At 47.7% G+C, this 21,118-nt stretch carries 15 protein-coding genes and 1 pseudogene; 4 read left to right on the top strand and 12 right to left on the bottom strand.

Going from position 1 to position 21,118, the window contains the following annotated elements; genetic code table 11:
- Positions 1-43: 43 nt before the first annotated feature.
- The 12 genes from ggt to QF049_RS05900 all read right to left on the bottom strand — a co-directional run bounded on the left by ggt (position 44) and on the right by QF049_RS05900 (position 16,580).
- Complete coding sequence (ggt, locus tag QF049_RS05955; protein WP_307535624.1) at positions 44-1,639, bottom strand: gamma-glutamyltransferase; 1,596 nt, start codon at positions 1,637-1,639, stop codon at positions 44-46.
- A complete protein-coding gene (locus QF049_RS05950; RefSeq protein WP_307535622.1) occupies positions 1,633-2,874 on the bottom strand; it encodes a pyridoxal-phosphate-dependent aminotransferase family protein in 1,242 nt (413 codons plus the stop codon). Before QF049_RS05950 ends, ggt begins: the two co-directional genes overlap by 7 nt.
- A gap of 6 nt (positions 2,875-2,880) precedes the next feature.
- Positions 2,881-4,188, bottom strand: a complete 1,308-nt coding sequence (locus tag QF049_RS05945; RefSeq protein WP_307535620.1) for a Zn-dependent hydrolase — start codon at positions 4,186-4,188, stop codon at positions 2,881-2,883.
- Positions 4,185-5,588, bottom strand: coding sequence for an allantoinase AllB (gene allB, locus QF049_RS05940; protein WP_307535618.1), 1,404 nt, complete (start codon positions 5,586-5,588; stop codon positions 4,185-4,187). Before allB ends, QF049_RS05945 begins: the two co-directional genes overlap by 4 nt.
- Before the next feature lie 43 nt (positions 5,589-5,631).
- Positions 5,632-6,009 (bottom strand): hydroxyisourate hydrolase, encoded by a 378-nt coding sequence (gene uraH, locus QF049_RS05935; RefSeq protein ID WP_307535616.1) that lies wholly within the window; start codon positions 6,007-6,009, stop codon positions 5,632-5,634.
- Positions 6,009-7,514, bottom strand: a complete 1,506-nt coding sequence (pucL, locus tag QF049_RS05930) for a factor-independent urate hydroxylase (RefSeq protein WP_307535613.1) — start codon at positions 7,512-7,514, stop codon at positions 6,009-6,011. The genes uraH and pucL overlap by 1 nt, the downstream gene beginning before the upstream one ends.
- 239 nt (positions 7,515-7,753) lie before the next feature.
- Positions 7,754-9,376, bottom strand: coding sequence for a PucR family transcriptional regulator (locus QF049_RS05925; RefSeq protein ID WP_307535611.1), 1,623 nt, complete (start codon positions 9,374-9,376; stop codon positions 7,754-7,756).
- Between the two features lie 309 nt (positions 9,377-9,685).
- Positions 9,686-12,430: a CHASE3 domain-containing protein gene (locus QF049_RS05920; protein WP_307535609.1), complete on the bottom strand. Its 2,745-nt coding sequence runs from the start codon at positions 12,428-12,430 to the stop codon at positions 9,686-9,688.
- Positions 12,431-12,606: 176 nt separating this feature from the next.
- Positions 12,607-13,995 carry a class II fumarate hydratase gene (fumC, locus tag QF049_RS05915; RefSeq protein ID WP_307535607.1) on the bottom strand — a complete coding sequence of 463 codons (1,389 nt, stop codon included), beginning with the start codon at positions 13,993-13,995 and terminating at the stop codon, positions 12,607-12,609.
- Positions 13,996-14,127: 132 nt separating this feature from the next.
- Positions 14,128-15,138 carry an aldose 1-epimerase gene (locus tag QF049_RS05910; RefSeq protein ID WP_307535605.1) on the bottom strand — a complete coding sequence of 337 codons (1,011 nt, stop codon included), beginning with the start codon at positions 15,136-15,138 and terminating at the stop codon, positions 14,128-14,130.
- Positions 15,139-15,317: 179 nt separating this feature from the next.
- Positions 15,318-16,127 carry an MBL fold metallo-hydrolase gene (locus QF049_RS05905; protein ID WP_036673769.1) on the bottom strand — a complete coding sequence of 270 codons (810 nt, stop codon included), beginning with the start codon at positions 16,125-16,127 and terminating at the stop codon, positions 15,318-15,320.
- Between the two features lie 180 nt (positions 16,128-16,307).
- A complete protein-coding gene (locus QF049_RS05900; protein ID WP_047843332.1) occupies positions 16,308-16,580 on the bottom strand; it encodes a hypothetical protein in 273 nt (90 codons plus the stop codon).
- A 210-nt stretch (positions 16,581-16,790) separates the two neighbouring features.
- Here QF049_RS05900 and QF049_RS05895 point away from each other — a divergent pair.
- The 4 genes and pseudogenes from QF049_RS05895 to QF049_RS05880 all read left to right on the top strand — a co-directional run bounded on the left by QF049_RS05895 (position 16,791) and on the right by QF049_RS05880 (position 21,116).
- Positions 16,791-18,024: pseudogene (locus QF049_RS05895) on the top strand (aminopeptidase).
- 91 nt (positions 18,025-18,115) lie between these two features.
- Positions 18,116-19,348 (top strand): aminopeptidase, encoded by a 1,233-nt coding sequence (locus QF049_RS05890; RefSeq protein ID WP_307535601.1) that lies wholly within the window; start codon positions 18,116-18,118, stop codon positions 19,346-19,348.
- Positions 19,349-19,594: 246 nt separating this feature from the next.
- Positions 19,595-20,185 carry an RNA polymerase sigma factor gene (locus QF049_RS05885; RefSeq protein WP_074095416.1) on the top strand — a complete coding sequence of 197 codons (591 nt, stop codon included), beginning with the start codon at positions 19,595-19,597 and terminating at the stop codon, positions 20,183-20,185.
- The gene (locus QF049_RS05880) at positions 20,163-21,116 is read left to right on the top strand and encodes a hypothetical protein (RefSeq protein ID WP_307535599.1); all 954 of its coding nucleotides are present in this window, start codon (positions 20,163-20,165) and stop codon (positions 21,114-21,116) included. The genes QF049_RS05885 and QF049_RS05880 overlap by 23 nt, the downstream gene beginning before the upstream one ends.
- Positions 21,117-21,118 lie beyond the last annotated feature (2 nt).

The following is a 21,118-nucleotide window of genomic DNA, read 5'->3' as shown; positions in this document are numbered from 1 at the left end:
ACACTTGCACTCCGATGACAGACTAACCTTCGATCGCTGTCTGTTACCATCCAATAGCCATACCATCGCCTCTAGGGTCTGCTGCGCCACTAATCATGCCGTCCTCACGAATGACAATACCTTGCGACTGTCCCATAATACCATCCCATGGCGCTCTGGCTTCAACGTTATGTCCCCACTGGGCAAGGGTTGCACATACGTCATCATGATATCGGTTCTCCACACGCATCGTATCGCCCTCTTCGCCCCAGGTACGTCCGTACACCCAACGCGGCAGGCTGATTGCTTCCTGAATGTTCAGCCCGTAATCAAGCACTCCGGTGAGCACCGATAATTGTGTCTGCGGCTGGCCTTCTCCTCCCTGTGTACCCACGAGCATATAAGGTTTGCCATCTCGTGTAACAAGGCCCGGCATGAGGGTATGGAATGAGCGTTTGTTCGGTTCCAGTACGTTGGCATCACTCGGATCTAGGGAGAAAAACGACCCCCGGTTCTGCATGATAACCCCCGTATCCCCTGGGACATACGCTGCACCGAAGTCAAAATACAGGCTTTGAATGAACGAAACGGCATTGCCTTCGCTATCAACAACCGCTGCATACGCCGTGTCCTGACCTATCGTTTTGGACAAAAAAGGCTGTGCCACAGGTGGAGCAGCCTGAATTTCATTCCACAATTGGTCTCCGTAACTCTTGGATAACAAGTGATCCAGCGGAATGTCCCTGAAATCCGGGTCTGTCAGATAACGATCACGATCCCGAAACGCCTTTTTCACCACTTCCGCCATCAGATGATAGAATTCCGGTGATGTGCGCGCTACCGAGGACAGATCAATATTCTCCAGCATATTTAACATCATTAGCATGGAGAAACCCTGCGAATTGGGCGGCATCTGATGAACTTCGTAGCCACGATAACCCGTGCTGACCGGTTTCACCCAATCTCCCTGATGACCCGCAAAGTCCGCTGGTGCGAGCATGCCCCCGTCCTCACGAATAGCCGAAGTCAGACGATCCGCAAGTTCTCCTGTATAAAAAGTATCTCGCCCTTCCGTCTGAATCAGACGAATGGAGGCAGCAAGATCAGGCTGGATCAGCAGCTCACCTTCCTGCAAAAGTGTACCCAAAGGCGCAAATACCGCTCGCAGCGGTGTATGCCCCATAATGAAATCTTCATCCCTTTCCATCCACAGGCGGAGATTCCGGGATACAGGGCATCCTTTTTCCGCATACTGCGCGGCAGGTTCAAGCAATTGCTCCCAAGGTAACTTTCCGTACCGGGACCAGACTTCCCACCAGGCATCCACCATTCCCGGAACTGTGATAGCACTAAGTACACCGCGCTGAGGGATGGCATTCATACCCATCGCTTTGAACGTTTCCGCATGAATGCCCGCGGCTGAGCGGCCACTTCCGTTATAGGCGGTAATCTCACCGCTGGCTCCGTCATGAATCAGGAAGAAGGCATCCCCTCCAAGTCCGGTCATATGCGGATATACCACACCCAGTGCTGCACTGACCGCAACAGCAGCGTCATAAGCATTCCCACCCTGCTGGAGGATGGAGCTTCCCACTGCACTCGCCAGATAATGAGGAGTAGTAACCATGACCTCTCTGGAGATTGGCATCTGATTTAACATAAAGCGCCCTCCTTCCCTGCATACACATCCAATGCCGCCTGCACTGCTTCACCGGCAGGTAATACGTGACGATGACGGAGAAGAACAGCTTCCAGCGCTCCCAGCACATGAAGTACATTTTTGCGTTGGCAGCTAAATCCCATTGTACCGATCCGCCAGATCTGCCCTTTCAACGGTCCAAATGAACTGGCAATCTCAATGCTGAAATCGTTCAGCAACATGCTGCGCACCGACTCACCATCAATTCCTTCCGGGATAGTAATACAGGTGACCACCGGAAGTTTACTGGACATATCCCCGTACAGTTGCAGTCCCATTCCCTGAATTCCGGCGACCAACGCACGTTCATTCACCAGATGTCTCTGGAACCTGGCCTCCAATCCTTCTTGCAGCAGAATACGTAATCCTTCATGAAGACCGTAAAGCATGGAGGTGGCTTCTGTATGGTGGTTCAGCCTGGCCGAACTCCAGTAATCCTGCAATTGGCTCAGGTCAAAATAATTGCTGGCAATGGTGCGGCCTTCTGCCCGCGCACTGGTTGCGTCTCGGAGTCCGCGTTCAACGGTTTTGCGGCTCATCAGCTTCTGTTCCACACGATTGTTGTACGTGAGAGGTGCCATCCCTGAAGGAACGGACAGGCATTTCTGCGTCCCGCCCATCACCGCATCCAGATACCAGGCATCCGTCTCCACCGGCGTCCCGCCAATGGTTGCTACAGCATCCACGACGAGTAAAATATCAAGGTCGCGACAGGCTTTGCCAATCTCGGCAAGGGGCTGCATCTGACCGGTGGAAGTCTCACCGTGAACCATCGCAACCAGACTCGGTTTATGGGTATGGATTGCCTTGATCACCTCTTCCGGATCAAATACCGTTCCCCATTCCGTTTCAAAAAAAACAACCTCGGCACCACAACGTTCCGAGATTTCAACCAGCAGATGTCCGAATCGTCCGTAGATCGGGATGAGAACTTTGTCACCGGGCTGGATCAGACTGACCAACACAGCTTCAATCCCTGAACGGGATGTGCCATCGACTGGATAACACCACTCGTTATCTGTCATATATAACTCTCGCAGCATTGCCATTGTCTCGTTCATCAAGGATGTGAACTCCGGGTCAAACTGCCCCAGGATCGGAAAGGATAATGCTCTAAGTACACGTGGATCAACTTCAACCGGTCCCGGGGTCATAATGGTCCGCAAGGACGGAGATAACTCTTTATAGTTGGACATCTGCATTCAACTCCCGTAACCGTATTTATAGAGTAGCCGGACCAGAACCCGAAAACCGTGCAGCAGGTCTGCCTCAGCTGTATATTCAAGTGGATTATGACTGATACCGTCCTGACTCGGCACAAAGATCATGGCCGTTGGACAAGCCGGCTGAAAAATCTGCGAATCATGTCCCGCACCGCTTGGCATTAGCCAATAGGACAACTGCTCCTGCTCACAGGTATCTTGGATGTCTGAGATCATCTGCGCGTTCATGGGAATGGGTGTGACGGATAGATGCTCTTCCCAATCCAATCCGAGCTGCTGCTCGGCTGCGATACGACTAAATGCCCGGAGCATATCCTGCCAGCAGCGATCAATACTCTCCTGCCGGATATGGCGGATATCCAGTGAAAACACCGCCCGTGCTGCAACCACATTCCCAACACCCGGATCAGCTGTGATTCGTCCAACTGTGGCTACCAGCGGTTCTCCTGCTTCCAATGCGACATTCCTTACCGCAGCAATCATCTCGGCTGCTCCGGCAAGTGCGTCCTTGCGCCAGGACATCGGCGTCGTCCCCGCGTGATTCGCTTCTCCGCTTACCGTAATACTGAACCGCTTCTGACCTACAATGTCGGATACAACTCCAATCGATTGTCCAAGACGTTCCAGAACCTGACCTTGCTCAATGTGAAGCTCAATAAAGGCACCGTAATTTTTCGCGGCAGGTCTATATGCACTATCAGTTCCAAAACCCGCATCCCGGATCGCTTGTGCAAATGTAACGCCGTGTTGATCCTTCAGATGCTCTACATCTTCCAGAGACGTTATTCCTGTTATACTGCGTGAACCCCAATATGCAAAAGGGAATCGACTTCCCTCTTCTTCGCATAACGATACCACTTGAAGTGTGCGCTTCGGTGCTCCAAAATGCTTCTGCAAATACTCCAAAGCAAGGACACCCGCCACCACACCGTAAGCACCATCATATTTGCCGCCATACACCACAGTATCAATATGTGATCCGGTCACAATCGGTAATTCTTCAGCACCAACCGCTGATTCCTTACCCTCGCTCTTGAGTGTGCCATACAGATTACCGGACTGGTCAAATTCGGGAGACAGCCCTTTCTCCTGCATCTTGGCTGCGAGGGCGTGTTGTGCTTCACACCAAGCCGAGTCATACAAAAGTCGTGTGACGCCACCTTGTGTATCCGCACCATATGTCGACAGCCAGTCAAGCATGGCTTGCAGCTCCACCTGTTCCACATCTGGCAAAGGAAGAGGTGCATTATTTGTACCGGATGACCGGTATACTCCAGACTCCGTCATGGCGTCTCCCCCGTTCCCGCTTCGATGGGACTAGAAGAATAAGCCGCAATGTGTTGCCCGAAAGGCACAGGAGATAACCCGGATTCCGAGTTGTAGACGCGCTGCCCACGACAGAATACGTCTGCAATCTGACAGTTAAATGTACGTCCCACATAAGGGCTCTGTTTATGCGTATAGAGCAGATCCTCCGTGTTCAGGCTTGTGCTTCTCTCCCAGTCAATCAGGACCAGATCTGCATCCTTGCCGATCGCAATCTCTCCTTTGTGCTCCAGACCCAGCCTTCTGGCAGGCTGCAGGGAGAGCACTCTTCCGAGCAACGGGAGGTCGATATTGCGCTGAAGATGTCCGTCCTCCAGCATGATTAGCAGTGTGCTTTGTGCCCCGGATATACCGCCCCAGATTTCAAAAAAGTTATCAGATTGTTTCATGGATGGCGGACATGGAGAATGGTCTGAGGCAATAACATCAATCAATCCCGAAGTCAGTGCATCCCATAACTGCTCCTGTTCGGAAGAGCTGCGAAGCGGTGGAGCACATTTTGCTACAGCACCCAATCGAACCACATCCTGATCGGTCAGCGTCAGATAATGAGGGCATGTCTCCGAAGTGACATCCTGCCCACGCCGTTTAGCCGCTGCAATTAAGTCCAGTGCTTCCCGGGTGCTAATATGCACAAAATGCAGCGCACATCCGGTCTGTTCACCATATTTCAACGCTCGGGCAACCGCGACGACTTCAGCTTCCACAGGACGGGACCGGATATAATCCATCGCTTCAGTCTTTCCCTCAGCGATGCTTCTCGTAGCAAGTTCAGCAACGATGCCTTCGTCCTCTGCATGAAGTGCCAACACACAGTTTAATTTGGCAAGCTCATGCATTCCGTCCAGCAATGTATGGTCATCAGCTCTGGCAAAGATGTCTTCCCCATCTCCACCCGGCTCGGACATAAATGCCTTGAATCCGGCAGCCCCCAGCCGTGACAGTGGAGCAAGTTCATCACGGTTGCCGGGAACCAAACCTCCCCAAAAGGCATAATCAACATACGATTGGTCTGCCGCTGCTTTCTTTTTCATCTCCCATGCTTCCGGCTTTGTGGTTGGAGGTACGCCGTTAAGCGGCATATCGACGTAGGTCGTGATTCCCCCAGCGGCAAGAGATGCCGATCCAGACCTAAATCCCTCCCAACTGGCGAGTCCAGGTTCATTGAAGTGTACATGAATGTCCACGACACCCGGCATCACTGTAAGGCCCTCAGCTTCTATGACCCAAGTCGCTTCGCCAGCGGTCAGCCGTGTGGATATATCTGTTATTTTTTCACCAGTTATGCCAATATCCAGTTGTTCTACCCGATCTCTCAGCACCACCCGGGCCCCCCGGATGATGGTATCAAATATTGTCATGTGGATGACCCTCCCCCTGAATCAGAACCGGATGTGTGCATGTTCAGCTTCCCCGGTATGTACTATAACCTCCTGGAGCAATCAATAACGGAATATGGTAATGGCTTGAGGCATCAGATACAGCAAAACGAATCGGAACAATCGTCCATAATGCCTGCCCCAACTCCTCCAACGAACGCTGTGCGTAATAACTCTCGACATGGAATTGAAGCTCATATATGGCTGGCTCCAACTTGCCTCCATCCAGCAGCGGTGCATCCAAACGCCCATCCGTATTGGTCACCGACTCAGCCACTTTTGTCTTGCTTTCCTGTTCTCCATCCCTCTTCAGGGTATACAGCTCGATCCGAACACCCGTAGCAGGCACGCCTTTGGATGTATCCAGCACATGTGTTGTAATTCGTCCACCAGATATCGACATCAGACGTCACCATCTTTCCCGGAGTCATGGCCGTCTGTTCCCAGATCATCCCTTGTCATCGAGAAACCCTGGAATCCATATGGTGGCCTCGGCTCGGTAAACACTTTGCCTTCTCCCTCTTTCACTTCCTCCAGCACTGTCTCCCATGTCCGATTGTTGGATTCAAATGAAACCTCACTCAGTTGCTCAAATCGACTTAACAACCTTCGTCCAATCTGGTAAATCAGATGTTGAATGGAAGCGGATCGACACTCATGAAATACCGCAGCAGCCAAATCTCTGACCTGTTCCGCCGCTACATACCGTCCACGCTGATCGTCCATGCCATCTCTCGGATCTTCATAACGCCAATTGATGTTCAGGAAAATAAATAACGGTCGATCCCATGTCTCTGGAAGAGTGGTATATTCATCCTGCATAAATCCGGCAAATTCACTGCCTTTGACCTTGATCAGTCTCAGATCGGCTACACCACTGAAATGGTTGCTGAGTTTAATCGAGTCTCCTGTTCGTTCTGCTTCCACGGCAGCTGTCGCACGATCATTCTGCGAATAACGAAATACGAGCGCACTCGGTCGATAACTTCCTTCTAATCCAATGGGTATATCTTCAAAAGGAATCTGATCTGCTGTCATCTGAACCTTGCTCATCTGCGGATACGTCTCCAGGAAACGCCGACTTACCAGCGCAAGAAATCCTTCCACCGTTGCCCCTGTGTAATCCGCTGCATGTGTGAGAATGAAATTTTTCATTGAATCGGTTGCGACCACAAGCGAATTGTCCCCTTCTGCAAAAGAAGGCAAGAATTCATCCCCCTGCACAGCCACCTTGATGTTCAATCCAAACAGAATATTGCTACGTCCCATGAACGGAGATTCCGGAATGGACTGTATACCCGTCAACGGTTTGGCGTAGGAACGGTACATCCACACATCACCTTTGCCGTAATACATGGTCCGCTGCTGCACTGCGGTTGGCTTGCTCACGAACTCATGCTCATGACCGATCTGTGCAAGCCACTGCTCCAAACGAATGCCCGCGATCTTGAATACTTCCTTCAATGCAGTCTCGAATTCTCCTTCCCTGCCTCGGCGATGACGTTGCCTCATGGATTCGAGGATGGAGCTTGCGGTATGGCCTTTTACGGCCAATATGAAAGGAAAGCCAAATTGGCTTGTATATGCTTTGTTTAATTGTTGAAGTTCGTTGTATTGCTCTTGTGAGAGTGAATCAAGCCCTGCACCAGCTTGCTCCTGAACGGAGTTGCTGCTCATGCTGATTCGCGCTCCAAGATCCGGGTGATTTCGAAGCAACTGCAACTTCACCTGGTCATCCGATGCCTGAACCACGTTTTTCATCACTTTCATCATCTGTTCAAATGAATCGAAAGGTCGTAAAAGCCCGGCACGCTCAGCTACCCATGGTGATTCCTCAAATAAGCCGCCAAACGTATGCACAAACTGTGTGATAGACCAGTTGTTAACAAGTTTAATTAAGTCGCTCATGTTAGAACCTCCGGTCTGTTGTGGATTATTGTTCTTCATTCTAAGTGTCGTTCAGTGTCGCGACAACAATATTTACGCAATTTTGTAATATAACATAACATCAGAGTTGTGATTTGTTTGCTGTGCACGGGAAGATCAGCTTTTGTTGCCCTTAAACATGAAAGAACCGCATTCCATCAAGGGAATGCGGTCCTCGGGGGTCTGACCGGGTAGCATTGTCATGTTGCACAATGTGCGGTCTAGAGTTGGACATTGTGTGGTCTTGCAGCTGCTTTGTCCCGCACGAACTTGCGGAAGGTAAATACCAGCTTTAATTTAAGCAGATCATTCGTTTTCTTAAAGTCCATTTGCAGCAAGCTACCGACTTTCTCCATCCGATAAGTGACCGTGTTGCGATGAACAAACAGCTGCTTGGCAGCTTCATTGATCAGCCCATCATTCTCGATAAAGGACTCCAATGTATTCATCAGCACTTGATTGGGATCACCATCCCTGGCAAGTAATGGTTCAAGTACTTTATTGCAGTAATTCTCCATAATGTTATCCGGTACGTGTTGGAACACATAGGCAAATTCGAGCATTTCAAATTGTAACGCACGGTCTTTCATTCCGAACCGACGAGCCAGTTGTCGTGTATCCAGACACTCTTGGTATGCTTCACGGAGCGATTTGGGTTCATGTTTCATTTTGCTGATCCAGAAACGCGGAGCCGGTGCTCCTTTCGCTTCTTGCGCTGCCAGAACATCACCGAAACGGCTCAAGAGAAAACTTGACAGCTCCTCTCCATAATCTCGCCCTGTTGGACAGGTGTAGATGGACAGAATGCCATCCTCAATCTGAAAATGCTGTGAGGCCGTGAATTGCATCAGCGGATTGTATTGTAATTCACGATGAATCTGTTTAAGCAGCTTTCCCTCGGCAAACAGAGTCGGCTCAAGTGTAATCAATACGCACTGATAGGTACCCTGGAACAGATGTACACCTTTGTTTTCACTCAAAGTGGTCAATTCTTGGATGGTCATTTTGTTATCCAGATACTGTGAAAGCAGTGTACGCATCTCATCTTGCACAGTTGGATTAATATGCTCGCGATAAGTCATATCCATATAAAATGCCAGTACATCCGCAGCCTGTTGGAACAGCTCTTCCTCCGCTCTAAGTGATAAGGCTGAATCGGTAAACACAAGCAACGATCCGTATTCTTCATCATTTTGCTTGATGGGTACGCGATGACAACTTCCCTGATTCCATTTCACTCGGTGCATGACGGATTTCCAAGGCCAGCCTTGGGTTACAGCATCCCCTGCAATGCTTTCACTACCATACAGTACATGCCCACGTGAACCAATTACGGCAAGCGGATAGTTCAGCACCGTGGCAAGTTCGGCAAACACATTCCGATGTGGCTGCTGTTGCAGTGCAAACTGCATTAATTTTTTCTGTTTTTGCACAACCTCATGCAGCAATCGGTTGCTACGTTCATGTTCAGCTTTGAACAAGGCATTCATCTGGTCCGAGAAGGTGAATTGAAAGGGGAGCTCAAGCAGCGGCAAACGAAGCCGATCAGCTTCCTCGACAATACCTTGGGGAATGGACTGCCAGAAACGTCCCAGCTTGATGCCGAGTCCTGCACAGCCGCGTTCATTCAAACGTCGCATCAAACGTAGTGCATCCGTCTCACTGTCTTTCATAATAAAAGCGGTGGTGAACAACATTTCTCCGGATTTGATCCAATCCGCGATATCAGGAGCGTCCATGACGTTAACGGATTTCATCATCCGTGAAGTCCCTTCTCCACCCGCAACCAGTTTGGCCTCTGACAACGGGTACACCTGTAAAGCCTCTTTAACCGTAAGTTGCATGGACAATACCTCCCATATATATAACACAATGTTATGTCATTCTGGTTAACGAAACTAAATTTCGCATTATTTTTCTAATTAAATCCATATTTATGCGTTCAACTTTTATTTATTGTTAAGTATTATAACATCATTTTTCTGAATAAAGCTTACACGACAAAAAAAATAAAACCTATGACCTAATTACAGCGCACTTTCCTGTAATCGGCATAGGTTTTATTTTAATGTTTACTACGATCCACATACAACAATTGGAGGGTTGTTCTGTCATCGTAGTGTCAGTGTAAATAACTTTTAGTTCAACTACGATCAGATTTCCATGGTTTCGTGATTCATCCATAATTTCATACGGGATAACACATCTTTGATATTCAGCGGTTTGCTGAGATAGTCCGAAGCGCCTGCTGCAATACATTTCTCCCGATCCTCTTTCATGGCCTTGGCTGTCAGAGCAATAATCGGAAGCTGGGTCATGCCAAGCCGTTCACGGATCTGGCGAGTCGTCTCATAACCATCCAGTTCCGGCATCATAATATCCATCATGATGATATCAGGCTTGACTCCTCCACGCTCCAACAATTCCAGACATTCGTACCCATTCTGAGCTGAGATGACATTCATGCCGTATTGCTCAAGAGCGTTAGCCAGCGCATATACATTTCGTATATCATCATCAACGACAAGTACTTGACGACCACTGAGCAAAGATTCTTCCAGAGGTGTCAATAAAACATCAGATTGTTCGGAAGTTATGGAAGGAAGCTTATTGACCTCAGGTGTAGTGGTAGCCACCTCATTCAGGAACAACCGCGATGCATTCATAGTCTCAGGTTCATCTCTTCGCAGTGGCAGGAACAGCGTGAACACACTGCCATGTCCTTCACGACTTGTTGCCGAGATTGAACCACCCAGCAAAGTCGCAAGCGATTGAGAGATCGACAGGCCAAGTCCTGTTCCGCCATATTTACGTGCCGTAGCCCCATCCGCCTGTTTGAATGCATCAAAGATCTGAAGAAGTTTGTTTTCCGCAATGCCAATCCCTGTATCACTGACGGAGAAAGCAATCACGTCGGTCTCTTGGTCTTTCAATTCAGGATGAGTCAGACTCATTTTGGAGATGGTTAAGGCAACTTCACCCTCACTCGTGAACTTGAATGCGTTCGAGAGCAGATTTCGGAGAATCTGGTGCAATCTCATCTCATCCGTCACGATGGTTTCCGGTAAAGGACTTTGGAGCTGAATTCGGAAATCTATTCTTTTCTGCTCCGCTGTTTTCAAGAAATACTGATTCATGACTTCTGGCAGACTACCCAGATAGACATCATCGAAATCCACTTCCATCTGTCCGGCTTCCACCTTGGATAGATCCAGAATATCATTGATCAGATTCAGCAGGTCTTTACCTGATTTGTGAATGACTGAAGCATAGTTCTGCTCTTCACTATTCAAGTGTTGATTTTTATTTTCAGACAAGATTTCGGATAAAATCAACATGCTGTTAAGAGGTGTCCGCAGTTCATGGGACATGTTCGCCAAGAATTCGGATTTGTACCCCGAGCTTGTTCGTAACTGATCTGCCACAACTGCAAGTTCATTAGCTGATGTCTCAGCAGCACTCTTCTGTATTTCCAGGCGATCATTAAGCATATGAAGCTCTTCGGTCTGCATTTGCAGTTCCTCCGTCTGAGACAGCATCTCTTCGGTCTGAGCCTGAAGTTTCTCCGATTGTGCCTGTAATTCTTCATTCAGAACTTGTGACTCATCATATAATTGCTGTAATTCCATACGAGTGACGGTCGAGTGTAGTGAAACACTAAAAATATCCGTCAGTTCTTTCATCAGCTTCATATCATTCTCTTGCAACGGCTTCATTGAAGCAAGCTCGATTACCGCAATCGTTCTGCCTTCGAACAGGACCGGGACTACAGTAATTGATGTGGCAGATGTATACCCGAGACCCGAAGAGATTCGGATATAGTTCTGGGGCAGATCATTCATGCGTAAAATTCGCTTCTCCACAGCACTTTGACCTACAAGTCCCTCACCCGGGGCAAGCGACACTTTACCGAGCGAACGTTCTTTCTCTCCATCCCCAGCATATGCAGCCACGCGCAGCAGTCGATTGTCTTTCCAATAATATAAGACGCTATAGGGAACTTCAAACAACACGGCTAGCTCGTTCAGGAACAAGCGGGACAATCCTTCCATATTGGTCGGGTTCTGTAAGAGTGTGGCAATCCCTGTGATCTGGTCCTTGACCCGATTCTGTTCCTGTACTTCATCCAGTAATTTGTTGGTTTCGTGGCCCAGGTCTCCCACTTCATCATGTGTGCGCACCTGAATTCGCTGCTTCAGGTTTCCACCTTTGGAGATATCACTGATGGTTTGCATAACATCTCGCAACGTTTTGACGATATTTCCTGATATCACAATCGCAGCTGCAATGGATAATGCTGCAATAATACCCCACAGCGTGTACATAATCGTCAGCAGTGTGGAACTGCGTCTGGCAAGTTCAGTAACCCTTGCCTCGGTCAGAGCGATCTCTGTGTTACGGAAGGTTGTAAGTTGAGAGCGCAGTAGATCAATTTCAGTTTTACCCGGATCAGATTCGAAGAACGCAACTACTTTCGCTTGATCCCCTTGCTTTTTCAAGTCCACCGACGGCTCCCCAGCAATCTCAATCCAGCGTGTAATATGAGCTTTGATGCTTTGCAGACTCTGCTGCTGTGAAGGATTATCGCTAATGAGAGCATTCAATTGATCATAGTTGGAACTCCACTGGGATAGGCCTTGGGAATAAGGCTCCAAGTAACTTTCATTGCCTGTAATCATGAATCCACGCTGTCCTGTCTCCATGTTCAAGACATTTTTTTCAATCGCGTTGGTCAGATTATGTACTTCCAGATCATGATGGGAGATAAAATCATTTTCCTTCTGTAACACATTAATTTGGGCCGTAAGCACTAGCAGAACAGCTCCAAACAAAAGCACAACCACAAGATAGCCCAATAAAATTTTGGAGCGTATCGTAAATCTTCTCGTTTTTGACAACGCGGAAACCTCCAAATATATACGAATCCCATAATTAAATTAAAACTGGTGCATATGTAGTTTATATGTATACGTATAGTCTGACAAGCTTTAAGTTCATCGGTAATCATAAGAAAAACGACCTGCTTGTGCAGGTCGTCCTCTTCAGTGATCTATATTGCTCATTATGGCTGATTTTAGGCCTTTGGAGCGATCATTTTGGCTGGATCGACATATTGATCAAATTGCTCTTCGGTAAGCAGGCCCGTTTGTAACGTCGCCTGTTTCAAAGACAAGCCTTCTTTATGTGCGAGCTTCGCAATTTTGGCTGCATTCTCATAACCAATATGCGGATTGAGCGCTGTAACCAGCATAAGCGAGTTGTTCAGATTATGTTCAATCTGATCCAGATTAGGCTCAATGCCTACGGCACACTTGTCATTAAACGCAATAATGGAGTCCGCCAGGAGTTGCACGGATTGCAAGAAGTTATAGATGATAACCGGTTTGAATACATTGAGTTCAAAATTACCCTGACTTGCCGCGAAACCAATCGCTGCATCATTACCCATGACCTGCGTAACCACCATAGTAATGGCCTCGCTCTGAGTTGGGTTGACTTTACCTGGCATAATGGAGCTGCCTGGCTCATTCTCAGGAATACGGATCTCGCCCAATCCACTACGAGGACCACTGGCCAACCAGCGGACATCATTGGCAATTTTCATCAAATCAGCTGCAAGCGCTTTAACCGCACCGTGCGCATACACAACTTCATCATGACTTGTAAGTGCGTGGAATTTGTTTAGTGCAGATACAAAATCTTTCCCGGTATGTTTGCCAATCTCCTTGGCAGTGAAGTCCCCAAAGTCCGGATGTGCATTAATGCCCGTTCCGACAGCTGTACCGCCGATTGCAAGCTCCTTCAGATACTGTACGCTTTCACGGATCATACGCTCACTCTTGCCCAGCATGGCTTCCCAACCACTAATCTCCTGGCCAAGGGTAATTGGTGTTGCATCCTGGAGGTGGGTACGTCCAATCTTGATAATATCCTTGAATGCCTCCGACTTGTCTGCAAAAGTGGCTTTTAATACCGCAATGGCCGGCAAGAGTTGATCCTCAACAGCCAGAACACCTGCGACATGCAGAGCCGTTGGGAATGTATCGTTGGAGCTCTGGGACATATTCACGTCATCATTTGGATGCAGACGCTCTTCCTTGCCCTTTTGCTCCAGCAGTTGGTTCCCCAGATTGGCAATCACTTCGTTCACGTTCATATTGGATTGCGTTCCGCTTCCCGTCTGCCATACTACCAGTGGGAAATGGTCATCAATTCGGCCTGCAATGATCTCGTCTGCTGCATAAGCAATAGCATCGGACTTAGCCGCAGATAATTTACCTAATTTATGGTTACTGGCCGCAGCACTTTTTTTCAAAATGGCAAGGGCACGGATAACTTCCATCGGCATATGTTCACTGCCAATCGGGAAGTTCTCCTTGCTGCGCTGCGTCTGAGCTCCCCACAGCCTGTCGGCTGGTACTTTCATTTCGCCTAACGTATCTCTCTCAATGCGGTATTCCACTTGCTTGTCCTCCTCCAAAAAGATGGTTTGGGTCTCTACAAAGCTTGTGTATCTCGTCATATTATACATGATTTACGAGCAGGTTTTCACCTTTTCGACAAAATTGTAAGCGTAGCGCAAAATGAGCGTGAATTATTTTTGTGACGCAATTGGATACAGTCGGCTGCTCTGTTCGAATAGTTCACCTGGTTCCAGACCGATCAATCCGATTTCTTCTGCCGGAATGCCTTCAACATTGGGAGCATTAACCAGGTTCATCTGTGGTTCAGGGCAGAAGAATTCGCCACCCATGTTATTATTCCAGATCATCCAGTGCTTGTACGATGTACCCACATCATATACCAGTTTGTCTCCAGTACGGTGATCCGTAAGTTCCATATAGTTACGTCCATTCTGCGGCTCCGCAGTGTAATGATTATCCATGGCAGCAAAGAACGGACTAACCCCGTCTTTTTTCAATTGTTCTTCCTCAGGTGTAAGCGGTTGAAATTGTCCTGTTGGCAGAGAACGCTCATTCAATTCACGACGTTGTCCAATTGTAACTTTGGCCGTGTAATCCGAGGCCTGACTGTCCGGTGCAAAAGGTACAGCAATCGCCGTGTGGAATGCAAACAAATTCGGCATATATTCAGTCCCGTTGTTGCGGACGATCAATTGTTGTTGAAGTCCTTGGCTACTCAAAGAATAACGGAGTGTCACTGTGAACGTAAACGGCAGGTACTGATGGAATGTATGCCCTTCTTTCACGTCCTGGCTAAGCAACACATAGCTCTCCAGCTGATCAGAACCATATCCCTCAACCTTCCACTCGGTATCATGCAAAAATCCATGCAAATGGTTACCTGTAGCCGGTTCGTTCACAGGCAACTGATAAACTTTACCATTCCAGGGGAAACGTCCATCCTCATAACGGTTCGGTGGAGAAAGAATTGGAATTCCATAGACCGCAGGTGCAGCCATAAACTCATCCATTTGATCCTGATCCGGCTCTCTCAAGAAACGGAATCCCTTTTCTGTATCACGGAAAGCGACGAGGTTGGCACCCACGCTTGGAATAACCGCCGCTTCAAATTGATTAAAACGAAGCCAAACGGCCGGAATCCCTCCAAATTGTTCTTCAAATGCTGCATTTTGTTGTGTCATCGTTATATGTACCTCCTGCATACTAAGGTTATATTATACGGCTCGACTATATCATGCCCGAGCGCAAAATACCAATCTATGATAGAGAACAAATTCATGATAGAAACACAAAAAAGGCAGAAAAAAGACAGCTGTAATACGTTACGGCTGTCTCTGCTGTCTTTCATATGATGGTTCAATTAATCCACATATTTGCCATGATCCGGCACAGTGCTCTCTTCAAAGTCCAGATCAAGCCGCTTCAGGGATTCACTCAGCATATCTCCGCTCAAGGCATGCCCATGCCCGGTAATCGCAAGTTTCGGCTCCAGATGCCTTATATGCTGGACAGATTGATGAGCAGCCTGCCAATCTGTTGTGAAATAAGATGGTGGGCCATGCAACTGTTTGTCCTGAAGCAACACACTCCACAGCGACTCCTGCTTCACTGTGATGATTGCGTCTCCCGCAATTAACAAACGGTCTGCTTCCCGAAACAGCGACACATGTCCAGGCGTATGACCTGGCGTGTGCACCCACTCCCATCCTGATAGACCTGGAACGGAATGATCTTTGGGTAAACTGAATATCCGATCATCCAGATTGATTGCCTCATTAGGATAAGCGAATGACAACCTGGACATTAAACCTCCACCTACAGAAGGGTCCGCTGGCGGGTAATCTTTTAATCCCGTTAAATACGGAATTTCAAGCGGATGAGCATACACTGGCACACCCCAGAATTGTTCCAGCTCAATAACGGTTCCTACATGGTCGAAGTGACCATGCGTCAATATGATCGCAGACGGCGGACCTTGAAATCGTTCTGTTGCAACCTGAACAATATGATCTGTGAACCTCGCCATTCCGGTGTCCACGAGGACCCAGTTCCTGCTTCCTGGCTCTCCGATGAACACGACATTAACGAATAGTGTACGTAGACTGAGAATATCGGGCGCGACTTCTTCAAGTCCCGTCAACCCTTCTGTAATCAGATTGTCAGATGCCATTCACGGTTACCTCCCATTAGGCGGATTGTCTCTCTGGTTCCATTCATCTCGTAGACTTCCCTTTTCTGGATTATCTATTCAACATTTCCAATAAAATAGACGGTATACACCCTGTTTCGGGCATACACCGTCTAGTATAGTCATCGACACAACACAATAGAACAAGAACATCTCGGCTAGTTAAGCCGGAAATGCCTCCAAAGCAGCATCGAGCAATTGATTGTACAGATCGTCATCATTTTCAAGCAACTCGTCCATACGCAGTAACTCTTCTTCATCACCAGATTGCTCCGTGAAATGCAAGCTATAGTCCCAATCTTTTCCGTTCTTGCTCATGAAGGTAATCTCATATACTGACTTTTCGCCTTCTGTGCGGTAAACGGTATTTCCCACGTATCCTTTTTCACCTTCACGGCGCATTTCAGCACTTATAATTTCAATATTCACAATCATTCTCTCCTTTAATCTTTCATCTACAGTCGGTCTCCAACATTTCTGGTAAACCTAGTTTGGTAATTATTATTGGTTAATTGTACAATATATAACGTAGCAACGTATACCTTATTCAATGAAGGAACCATTCTGAGTCCTTACATAGTTGTAATGAGGACTATAATAGCCAACAAGCTACGATATTATTATCACATTGGAGGAAAAAATAGCATGAATACTTTTGAAACGAATCTGCAGCAATATGCTGAACTGGCTGTACAAGTCGGTGTCAATGTCCATCCTGGACAGACACTCGTGGTTAACGCTCCAATCTCGGCAGCACATTTTGTACGACTGATTGTCAAAGCAGCTTACGGTAAAGGTGCGAAATTGGTCAAAGTAAACTGGAGCGATGAAACCGTTACACGTCTTCATTACGATCTTGCACCTGATGAAGCCTTCTCCATTGAACCGAAATGGTTTGCAGCTGAAATGACTGAACTGGTTGAAGAAGGTGCTGCTATTCTGCACGTCATCGCTGAAAATCCGGATCTGCTGAACGGTGTAGCCCAGGAACGCATTATTACTAGCCAAAAAGTGCGCGGCAAAGCGCTCGAAAAATATCGTTCTTATCAAATGGCTGACAAATTCAGCTGGTCTATCGTGGCCGTTCCTTCTCCTGAATGGGCAGCTAAAGTGTTTCCCGGATCTGCCGGAAGCGCAACAAGTGGACCGCCTGTGGGATGTCATTTTCAAAACAGTACGGATCGGTGAACAGGATGCTGTTGCCGAATGGAAAACCCATTTGCAAAACCTGGATTCCCGCGCTGATCTGCTGAACAACAAGAAATACAAGAAGCTTCACTATACTGCTCCAGGCACAGACTTGACCATTGAACTTCCAGAAGGCCATATCTGGGTATCCGGTGGAAGTGTGAATGAGCAAGGACATGTCTTTATTGCCAATATGCCTACCGAAGAAGTATTCACGGCTCCGCTGAAAACGGGTGTTAACGGTACAGTGCGCAGCACGAAACCACTGAGCTACGGCGGCAACCTGATTGACGGTTTCTCACTAACATTCGAGAACGGCCGAATTGTTGACTATACCGCCGATCAAGGTCTCGATGCACTCAAAAACCTGATCGAGATAGATGATGGCGCACACTATCTGGGTGAAGTAGCCCTCGTTCCACATCAGTCCCCAATTTCCGATACCAATATTTTGTTCTACAATACTTTGTTTGATGAAAATGCCTCCAACCATTTGGCGATTGGTAATGCCTATGCCTTCTGTCTGGAAGGTGGTAAAACGATGTCCAAAGAAGAGCTGATTGAACGTGGCATGAACTCCAGTCTCACTCATGTAGACTTCATGATTGGATCTGGAGAAATGAACATCCACGGCGTGACCTCCGAAGGCGCGGAAGAGCCGATCTTCCTGCAAGGAAACTGGGCGTTTTAATAACCGTTTGATGTGATTTAGGAGAGAGGAGATTACTCCTCTCTTTTCCTGCGTCATCAGGTCAAAAATTCAACAATTGGAGGGAACTCATATGTTAAGTTTTGAACAAAAACTGGATCGTTACGCTGAACTGGCTGTAAGAGTAGGTGCTAACGTGCAACCAGGACAAGTATTTGTCATCTCTGCGATGATTGATACCGCTGAATTCGTACGTTTGCTGGTACGCAAGGGATATGAAGCTGGCGCCAAGCAGGTGATTGTAAAATACGGAGATGAAACCGTCAATCGATTGCGGTTTGAGATGGCCCCTGAGGAATCCTTCCAAGAGCCGCCGAAATGGCAGGCAGCGGAGCTTGAAGAACTGGCGGCCAATAATGCAGCCTTTCTGACCGTATTGTCATCCAGCCCAGACCTGATGAAAGGTATTGACCCGGAGCGGATCTCGACCCATCAGCGTACATTTGGTCAGGCTATGGCCAAGTACCGTCAGTATCAACAGGCGGATAAAATGAGCTGGACGGGTGTGGCTTGTCCTTCCCCCGATTGGGCAGCCAAAGTATTCCCGGATCTCCCGGCAGCCGAGCAGGTTAGCCAGCTGTGGGAAGCCATTTTTGCTGCGGTGAGAGCCGATCTGGAGGACCCTGTAGCGGCTTGGGAACAGCATATTGAACGACTGGAGACCAAAGCCGTTGCCCTGAACAACAAGAAGTATCAAGCATTGCACTTCCTCTCCCCAGGGACGGATCTTACTGTCGAGCTTCCAGAAGGTCATATCTGGGCGCAGGCTGGTAGCGTGAATGAGCAAGGCACCCCTTTTGTCGCCAATATCCCGACAGAGGAAGTATTCACTGCTCCAGCCAAGCACGGTGTTAACGGCAAGGTGTCCAGCACCAAACCACTCAGTTATGGCGGCAGTATCATTGATCGTTTTTCACTCACATTTGAGAACGGACGTATCATTGATTTTCATGCTGAAGAAGGTCAGGATATGCTGGAAAGACTCATTTCCATGGATGAAGGATCTCATTACCTCGGCGAAGTCGCTTTGGTTCCCTTCCATTCACCGATCTCTGAGAGTGGTATCCTGTATTACACTACATTGTATGATGAGAATGCGTCTTGCCATCTTGCGATTGGCAGTTCCTATGCATTTAATATCGAAGGTGGCAAAACGATGTCTCCGGAAGAACTTGCAGCCCGTGGCATGAACACCAGTATCACTCATGTGGACTTCATGATGGGCTCACCCGAGATGGACATCTACGGTATCACAGCAAACGGCGAACGTGAAGCCATCTTCCTTAAGGGAGACTGGGCATTCTAACAGATTACGGAGAGTTATCTCTCTTAATGTATTTTTCTGAATAGTCGAAAAGGCTGTCTTGCAACCATGTTTTCATGGTTGGCGAGACGGCCTTTTATTAATTTTCAGCAAACTTTCCCGCATGTTATATACACTTCCCTCATCTGGTTTTCCCCGGAGCAACCTCCCATTGTATCGTTTCCATATTATGTTGTAAAATGTAATGATACCAATGTTTGTGGATTGTTCACCAGAAAGGAGAACATCATGGCCAATCGGCTTCAGTTATTACTAGCCTCAGATTTCCATAATTTAGGCTCTGCACTTCAAGAAGAAGTGTATTATGAATATTATAATATGGTACATGGTCTTATCGTTTATATCATCAAGGAGCGTGCTGCAGCAGAAGATATTATTCAGGAAGCTTTTATCAAAATCATTAAAAACAAACCCATCTTTGAAGACGAGGTCAAACTGAAAGCCTGGCTCAAGGTTGTCACACGGAACACAGCTATTAATTATCTGAGAAAAAATAAAAATAACCGTAACCAATTGGATACGGATAGTGTTTTTATAGATATGGAGACGATGAATCAGACGGCAGCTTCCGTGGAAAGCATGGTAGAAACGCAGATGATGGAAGAGTCCATTGAATATTATCTCGGACAGCTCAAACCGGAATATCGTGTACTGGTGGAGTTACGGTGGAAAAAAGGTCTCTCTTACCGAGAGATGGCCGAACTGCTGGATACCTCCGAAGACATTGTGAAGCAACGTTTGTTCAGAGCCCGTGGCAGTATCAAGAAGAAATTACATAAGGAATGGGGTGGAAGCATTGAGCAAAGGCAAGTCCGATAAGCACGTGGAGCGATTCGATTCAGAGCTGGAAGACGAATATTTCGACGCTGCGTTTGACCTGGCTTTTGATGAAGCTTTCCATCAGGCCGTCTCTGCTCCTTCCGCCTCCCATACCGAATCCATGCAGCAATCCTGGCAGAAGGTACACAGGGAAATTAACAGAATCGGTTTACGTAAAAAAAGAATACGTACCTTACGACTTTCAGTTGTCGTAGCTGCGTCCGTGACCATCGGAGCCGTTATTTTCAGCCTGCCGTCCGGTACGCAAGCGGTATCCCCTTTTGTGCAATCCATCAAGGATTGGGGCAATGGCATGAAATCCATTATCATTGAGGATCGCACGACCCAACTGGGGGCTCATCCGTCAACAGCCAAAACGCCTCCACCACCGGAAACCAGCTTAGACGACATTCTTAAAGTACAAGAAGAAGAAGCTCTTAATACACCTTCGTATGAGTTATCGAGCCATCTGTTTCGTCCAGTACTTGTTACGGAAGAGATTGCACGCGAAGGGTTCATGGGTGACTTTCTGTTATCCAATGCCATTCCCGAGAGATTCAACAAGGTCAAATTCGAACTCGTGCTTGATACTGAAAACCCTGTGAATCCAGACGATTATTATGAGTCCACACAAATGAGAGTTCAATATACCAGTGAAGGCAAGAGCATAGAGGATGAGATTATCCAGTTTGATTATGTCTATGTCATGCCTGGGGAGAAAATTGAAGGGGCCATGCTTCGTGATATGAGCACCGTTAAGCTGGCGGATGGCTCGGAAGCACTGATGTATATCGGCCCACCCTATAACTCCTTTCAGTGGATGATGGGTTCCAACAATATGAGTCTGTTTGGCACCCTTTCGGAAGAAGAAATGACTGCTATCGCCAACGATTTTCAAGAGCAGAAGTTTCCGGGCAGCACCCGTCGATAAGA

Origin of the sequence: Paenibacillus sp. W4I10 (genome assembly GCF_030816325.1) — a bacterium.
GTDB classification, from domain to species: Bacteria; Bacillota; Bacilli; order Paenibacillales; family Paenibacillaceae; genus Paenibacillus; species Paenibacillus amylolyticus_B.
This window is presented reverse-complemented; position numbering and strand designations above follow the sequence as displayed.

Bases quoted from the DNA above. Each gene is read 5' to 3' on its own strand.
- uraH (WP_307535616.1), bottom strand. From the start codon at position 6,009: ATGTCGATATCTGGTGGACGAATTACAACACATGTGCTGGATACATCC.
- pucL (WP_307535613.1), bottom strand. From the start codon at position 7,514: ATGAGCGACTTAATTAAACTTGTTAACAACTGGTCTATCACACAGTTT.
- QF049_RS05945 (WP_307535620.1), bottom strand. From the start codon at position 4,188: ATGACGGAGTCTGGAGTATACCGGTCATCCGGTACAAATAATGCACCT.
- QF049_RS05910 (WP_307535605.1), bottom strand. From the start codon at position 15,138: ATGACACAACAAAATGCAGCATTTGAAGAACAATTTGGAGGGATTCCG.
- QF049_RS05950 (WP_307535622.1), bottom strand. From the start codon at position 2,874: ATGTCCAACTATAAAGAGTTATCTCCGTCCTTGCGGACCATTATGACC.
- QF049_RS05890 (WP_307535601.1), top strand. From the start codon at position 18,116: ATGTTAAGTTTTGAACAAAAACTGGATCGTTACGCTGAACTGGCTGTA.
- QF049_RS05900 (WP_047843332.1), bottom strand. From the start codon at position 16,580: ATGATTGTGAATATTGAAATTATAAGTGCTGAAATGCGCCGTGAAGGT.
- QF049_RS05905 (WP_036673769.1), bottom strand. From the start codon at position 16,127: ATGGCATCTGACAATCTGATTACAGAAGGGTTGACGGGACTTGAAGAA.
- QF049_RS05925 (WP_307535611.1), bottom strand. From the start codon at position 9,376: ATGCAACTTACGGTTAAAGAGGCTTTACAGGTGTACCCGTTGTCAGAG.
- ggt (WP_307535624.1), bottom strand. From the start codon at position 1,639: ATGTTAAATCAGATGCCAATCTCCAGAGAGGTCATGGTTACTACTCCT.
- allB (WP_307535618.1), bottom strand. From the start codon at position 5,588: ATGACAATATTTGATACCATCATCCGGGGGGCCCGGGTGGTGCTGAGA.
- QF049_RS05885 (WP_074095416.1), top strand. From the start codon at position 19,595: ATGGCCAATCGGCTTCAGTTATTACTAGCCTCAGATTTCCATAATTTA.